The sequence below is a fragment of the Microbacterium sp. genome, from assembly GCF_047606685.1.
Taxonomy (GTDB): domain Bacteria; phylum Actinomycetota; class Actinomycetes; order Actinomycetales; family Microbacteriaceae; genus Microbacterium.
In genome coordinates, this window is the sequence record NZ_JASGEC010000040.1 from 1 (window position 1) to 5,966 (window position 5,966).

Here is a 5,966-nt window from a genome sequence, read left to right on the forward strand (position 1 = left end):
CTCCGGAGGAGCGCCAGCGCGGCATCACGATCAACATCTCGCACGTCGAGTACGAGACGCCGAAGCGCCACTACGCGCACGTCGACGCCCCGGGTCACGCCGACTACATCAAGAACATGATCACCGGCGCTGCCCAGATGGACGGCGCGATCCTCGTGGTCGCGGCGACCGACGGCATCATGGCGCAGACGCGCGAGCACGTGCTGCTGGCCAAGCAGGTCGGCGTGCCGACGCTGCTGGTCGCGCTGAACAAGGCTGACATGGTCGACGACGAGGAGCTCCTCGAGCTCAACGAGCTCGAGCTGCGCGAGCTGCTGTCGAGCCAGGGCTTCGACGGCGACAACGCTCCCGTCGTGCGCGTCTCGGGCCTGCAGGCCCTCGAGGGCGACGAGAAGTGGGCCGACGCCATCGCCGAGCTCATGGACGCCGTCGACGAGTGGATCCCGGACCCGGTCCGCGACAAGGACAAGCCGTTCCTCATGCCGATCGAGGACGTCTTCACGATCACCGGCCGTGGCACGGTCGTGACCGGCCGCGCCGAGCGTGGCACGCTCGCGATCAACTCCGAGGTCGAGATCGTGGGTCTGCGCCCGACGCAGAAGACGATCGTCACCGGCATCGAGATGTTCCACAAGCAGCTCGACGAGGCGTGGGCCGGCGAGAACTGTGGTCTGCTGCTGCGCGGCACCAAGCGTGACGACGTGGAGCGCGGCCAGGTCGTCGTCAAGCCCGGCTCGGTCACCCCGCACACGGAGTTCGAGGGCACCGCGTACATCCTCTCCAAGGAGGAGGGCGGCCGCCACAACCCCTTCTACACGAACTACCGTCCGCAGTTCTACTTCCGCACCACGGACGTCACCGGCGTCATCTCGCTGCCCGAGGGCACCGAGATGGTCATGCCCGGCGACACCACCGACATGAAGGTCGAGCTCATCCAGCCGATCGCCATGGAGGAGGGCCTCGGCTTCGCGATCCGCGAGGGCGGTCGCACCGTCGGCGCCGGAACGGTCACGAAGATCCTGAAGTGAGTCGAGCGGCGTAGCCGCGCGACAACCGTCCACGAAGGCCCCCGGGAATCCCGGGGGCCTTCGTCGCGCGTTGACCGGCATCACGTCTCGACCCGCGTTGCGTCGAGACCTGCGTGCCGCGTCGAGACCCGCCTGCCGCGTCGAGACCCGCGTGCCGCGTCGAGACCCGTCTGCCGCGTCGAGACCCATGCCGCCGCGCGGGGTTTCGACGCGCCAGGTGGGTCTCGACGCGCGACGTGGGTTTCGCGGGGCGAAGGCGACACCTCCTCGCCTCGCGGCAAGGCGCGGGGGTATGCTGACGGCGGGCGCGCGCTGGGCGCGCTCGCACGCAACGGGGAGGACGCAAATGGGCATCGACGACATCGTGAATCAAGGCAAGGAGCTGTTCGAGCAGAACAAGGAGAAGGTCGAGGAGTTCCTCAAGTCCGACCAGGTCGAGGACATCAGCGACAAGGTGCTGGATGGCGCGGCCGACCTCGCCAAGAAGGTGCTGCCCGACGAGCACGACGCCGCGATCGACGGCGTCCGCGACAACGTCGACGGAGCAGTCGGCGACCAGTAGTCCGGGTTCCGAGAATCGCCCGCCGGCCCCGTGCCGGCGGGCGATTCCCGTTCCTGCCTGGAGCGCTGCGAGTCGGCCGCCGCGGCTTCCCCGCGATGCTCGCCTGATTCGAGCACGCCGAATCCCGGCGCGAGTTTGCGACACGCCCGGGCGACACGTAGACTGTTCAGGTTCCACATTCCTGTGCGCCCGTGTGGTGTGCGCGGGATCACTGCCAGGGCAGTGCATAGGCAGCGCGCACGCGTGAAGCCTAGGCCGCGGGCAGCAGAACACCCTCATCCCACCTCGTCCGCGCGCACGCGCGGGTGACACGGATGCCGCGGCGCGCCGCGGATTGACACCAGAACAGCGGTTCCCCTCGACCGGTTCGGGTTCGCCCCGACACGCCGAGGACCGAAGAAGTGCTCCTGCGCCCGCAGGTGCGCGTGCGTCCAATGCCCTGTGCGGTAAGACGCGAGAAAGAGAGTGAGCAGACAAATGGCGGGACAGAAGATCCGCATTCGCCTGAAGTCGTACGATCACGCCGGCCTCGACAGCTCGGCGCGCAAGATCGTCGACACCGTGATCCGCGCCGGCGCCACCGTGGTGGGCCCCGTGCCGCTTCCGACCGAGAAGAACGTCGTGTGCGTCATCCGGTCGCCGCACAAGTACAAGGACAGCCGCGAGCACTTCGAGATGCGCACCCACAAGCGTCTGATCGACATCATCGACCCGACGCCCAAGGCCGTCGACTCGCTGATGCGCCTCGACCTGCCGGCCGACGTCAACATCGAGATCAAGCTCTGAGGACACCGGCCATGGCACACATCGACAACAAGATTTCCCGGGGCCTGCTGGGCACGAAGCTCGGTATGACCCAGGTCTGGGACGAGAACGGAAAGCTCGTCCCCGTCACGGTGATCGAGGTCTCCCCGAACGTGGTGACCCAGGTCCGCACGCCGGAGAAGGACGGCTACAACGCCGTCCAGATCGCGTACGGGCAGATCGACCCGCGCAAGGTGAACAAGCCGCAGACCGCCCACTTCGAGGCGGCCGGCGTGACCCCCCGCCGCCACCTCACCGAGATCCGCACCGCGGACGCTGCTGACTACTCACTCGGCCAGGAGCTCACCGTGGACGGCGTGTTCGAGGCCGGCCAGCTCGTCGACGTCGTCGGCACGAGCAAGGGCAAGGGCACCGCGGGCGTCATGAAGCGCCACAACTTCAAGGGCGTCTCCGCCTCGCACGGCGCGCACCGCAACCACCGCAAGCCCGGCTCGATCGGCGCGTCGTCGACGCCGAGCCGCGTCTTCAAGGGCATGCGCATGGCCGGCCGCATGGGCGGCGAGCGCGTGACCGTCCTCAACCTCGCGGTGCACGCCGTCGACGCCGAGAAGGGCCTGCTGCTCGTCAAGGGCGCCGTCCCGGGCGCGCGCGGCCGCATCGTGTTCGTCCGCAACGCAGTGAAGGGGGCCTGAGTCCATGACCGGCACGACCCTCGACGTCCACAACGCGAACGGCAAGAAGGCCGGCTCGGTCGAGCTGCCCGCCGCGCTGTTCGACGTCAAGACCAACATCCCGCTGATCCACCAGGTCGTTGTGGCACAGCGCGCCGCAGCCCGCCAGGGCACCCACTCGACCAAGCGTCGTGGCGAGGTGTCCGGCGCCGGCCGCAAGCCCTTCCGCCAGAAGGGCACCGGCAACGCGCGCCAGGGCTCGATCCGCGCGCCCCAGATGACCGGTGGCGGCATCGTGCACGGCCCGAAGCCGCGCGACTACGCGCAGCGCACGCCCAAGAAGATGGTCGCCGCCGCCCTGCTCGGCGCGCTGAGCGACCGCGCCCGCGGCGAGCGCCTGCACGTCGTCGACTCGTTCGGCATCGAGGGCGCGCCCTCCACGAAGGCCGCGGCTGCCGTCCTGGGCTCCCTGGCCGCCGCCAAGAACGTGCTCGTCGTCATCGAGCGCGATGACGACGTCACGGCCAAGAGCGTGCGCAACCTCTCGTACGTGCACGTGCTCCCCGTCGACCAGCTCAACGCCTACGACGTGCTCGTCTCCGACGACATCGTCTTCACCAAGGGCGCCTACGACGCGTTCGTCGCGTCCAAGACCGCCAAGGAGGTCTCGGCATGACCGCCGTCAACAAGGACCCGCGCGACATCATCCTGAAGCCTGTCGTGTCCGAGAAGAGCTACGGGCTCATCGACGAGGGCAAGTACACGTTCCTCGTCGACCCGCGCGCCTCGAAGACCGAGATCAAGCTCGCGATCGAGAAGATCTTCGGCGTCAAGGTGGCGTCGGTGAACACGCTCAACCGCATCGGCAAGGCCCGTCGCACGCGCTTCGGCACCGGCAAGCGCAAGGACACCAAGCGTGCGATCGTGACGCTCAAGTCGGGCACCATCGACATCTTCACGGCAGTCGGCTGACGTCGGGATAGAGGACTAGAGAACAATGGCTATTCGCAAGTACAAGCCCACGACGCCGGGACGCCGCGGCTCGTCGGTGGCAGACTTCGCCGAGATCACCCGATCGACGCCGGAGAAGTCGCTGCTGCGCCCGCTCGCCAAGACCGGCGGCCGCAACAACCAGGGCCGCATCACCACGCGCCACATCGGCGGCGGGCACAAGCGCCAGTACCGCGTGATCGACTTCCGTCGGGGCGACAAAGACGGCATCGACGCGAAGGTCGCGCACATCGAGTACGACCCCAACCGCACGGCGCGCATCGCGCTGCTGCACTACAAGGACGGCGAGAAGCGCTACATCATCGCGCCGAACAAGCTGCGCCAGGGCGACATCGTCGAGTCCGGCCCGTCGGCCGACATCAAGCCGGGGAACAACCTCCCGCTGCGCAACATCCCGACCGGAACCGTGGTGCACGCGATCGAGTTGCGCCCCGGCGGCGGCGCCAAGCTCGCCCGCTCGGCCGGTGCGGGCGTGCGCCTGGTCGCCAAGGACGGGCCATACGCCCAGTTGCGCCTGCCCTCGGGCGAGATCCGCAACGTCGACGCGCGCTGCCGCGCGACCATCGGCGAGGTCGGCAACGCCGAGCAGTCGAACATCAACTGGGGCAAGGCCGGCCGCAAGCGCTGGAAGGGCGTGCGCCCGACCGTGCGCGGCGTCGCGATGAACCCCGTCGACCACCCGCACGGTGGCGGCGAGGGCAAGACGTCCGGCGGCCGTCACCCGGTGTCTCCGTGGGGGCAGCAGGAGGGTCGCACCCGCCACGCCAACAAAGAGAGCGACAAGTACATCGTCCGTCGGCGCAACGCCGGCAAGAAGCGCGGTAGGTAGGAGTAGAAGATGCCTCGCAGTCTCAAGAAGGGCCCCTTCGTCGACGAGCACCTGCTTCGCAAGGTCGCCTCGCAGAACGAAGCCGGCACCAAGAACGTCATCAAGACGTGGTCGCGCCGCTCGATGATCGTCCCGGCCATGCTCGGCCACACGATCGCGGTGCATGACGGTCGCAAGCACATCCCCGTGTTCGTGACCGAGACCATGGTCGGACACAAACTGGGCGAGTTCGCGCCCACCCGCACCTTCCGCGGCCACGAGAAGGACGACAAGAAGGGCCGCCGCCGCTGACGCGGGGGCTGCCTCGAGAAACGAAGCAGAGGAGAGAGAAATGGTGGAGTCCATCGCCCGCGTGCGACACATCCGCGTGACCCCTCAGAAGGCTCGTCGTGTCGTCGCGCTCATCAAGGGCAAGCAGGCCGAAGAGGCGCTCGCGATCCTGAAGTTCGCGCAGCAGAGCGCGAGCGAGCCGATCTACAAGCTCGTCGCGTCGGCCGTCGCCAACGCCCGCGTGAAGGCGGACCAGGCCGGCGAGTACCTCGACGAACGAGACCTGTACGTGAAGAACGCCTTCGTGGACGAGGGGACGACGCTCAAGCGTTTCCAGCCCCGCGCCCAGGGCCGCGCGTTCCAGATCAAGAAGCGCACCAGCCACATCACCGTGGTCCTGTCGACCCCCGAGGTCGACGCTTCGACCGGCTCAGCGGCCGGCAACGCTTCAACCACGACGAAGAAGGCGAGCAAGTAATGGGACAGAAAGTCAGCCCGTACGGCTTCCGCCTCGGCATCACCACGGACCACGTGTCGCGGTGGTTCTCGGATTCGACGAAGCCGGGCCAGCGCTACGCCGACTACGTGGCCGAGGACATCAAGATCCGCAAGCTCCTGCAGTCGAAGCTCGACCGCGCGGGCGTGAGCCGCATCGAGATCGAGCGCACGCGCGATCGGGTGCGCGTCGACATCCACACCGCCCGCCCGGGCATCGTGATCGGCCGCCGCGGCGCCGAGGCCGAGCGCATCCGCGCCGACCTTGAGAAGCTCACCGGCAAGCAGATCCAGCTCAACATCCTCGAGGTGCGCAACCCCGAGGCCGACGCCCA

At 68.2% G+C, this 5,966-nt stretch carries 10 protein-coding genes; all 10 read left to right on the plus strand.

Features of this window, described 5'->3' with window-relative positions:
- A partial coding sequence (gene tuf / locus QM611_RS04195) for an elongation factor Tu (RefSeq protein WP_415078649.1) occupies positions 1-1,028 on the plus strand: 1,028 nt, incomplete at its 5' end.
- A gap of 346 nt (positions 1,029-1,374) precedes the next feature.
- Complete coding sequence (locus tag QM611_RS04200) at positions 1,375-1,590, plus strand: Rv0909 family putative TA system antitoxin (RefSeq protein ID WP_415078650.1); 216 nt, start codon at positions 1,375-1,377, stop codon at positions 1,588-1,590.
- Positions 1,591-2,067: 477 nt separating this feature from the next.
- Positions 2,068-2,376: a 30S ribosomal protein S10 gene (gene rpsJ / locus QM611_RS04205; protein ID WP_415078651.1), complete on the plus strand. Its 309-nt coding sequence runs from the start codon at positions 2,068-2,070 to the stop codon at positions 2,374-2,376.
- Between the two features lie 11 nt (positions 2,377-2,387).
- Positions 2,388-3,047: a 50S ribosomal protein L3 gene (gene rplC / locus QM611_RS04210; RefSeq protein WP_415078652.1), complete on the plus strand. Its 660-nt coding sequence runs from the start codon at positions 2,388-2,390 to the stop codon at positions 3,045-3,047.
- Positions 3,048-3,051: 4 nt separating this feature from the next.
- Positions 3,052-3,702 carry a 50S ribosomal protein L4 gene (gene rplD / locus QM611_RS04215; protein ID WP_415078653.1) on the plus strand — a complete coding sequence of 217 codons (651 nt, stop codon included), beginning with the start codon at positions 3,052-3,054 and terminating at the stop codon, positions 3,700-3,702.
- Positions 3,699-3,998, plus strand: coding sequence for a 50S ribosomal protein L23 (gene rplW, locus QM611_RS04220; protein ID WP_415078654.1), 300 nt, complete (start codon positions 3,699-3,701; stop codon positions 3,996-3,998). Before rplD ends, rplW begins: the two co-directional genes overlap by 4 nt.
- A gap of 25 nt (positions 3,999-4,023) precedes the next feature.
- Positions 4,024-4,866: a 50S ribosomal protein L2 gene (gene rplB, locus QM611_RS04225; protein ID WP_415078655.1), complete on the plus strand. Its 843-nt coding sequence runs from the start codon at positions 4,024-4,026 to the stop codon at positions 4,864-4,866.
- Positions 4,867-4,875: 9 nt separating this feature from the next.
- A complete protein-coding gene (gene rpsS, locus QM611_RS04230) occupies positions 4,876-5,157 on the plus strand; it encodes a 30S ribosomal protein S19 (protein WP_169580746.1) in 282 nt (93 codons plus the stop codon).
- Between the two features lie 40 nt (positions 5,158-5,197).
- Entirely contained in the window at positions 5,198-5,614 is a 417-nt protein-coding gene (gene rplV, locus QM611_RS04235) for a 50S ribosomal protein L22 (protein ID WP_415078656.1), read from the plus strand.
- Positions 5,614-5,966, plus strand: a 353-nt coding sequence (rpsC, locus tag QM611_RS04240; protein WP_415078657.1) for a 30S ribosomal protein S3, incomplete at its 3' end; no start/stop codon positions are given. The genes rplV and rpsC, both read left to right, overlap by 1 nt.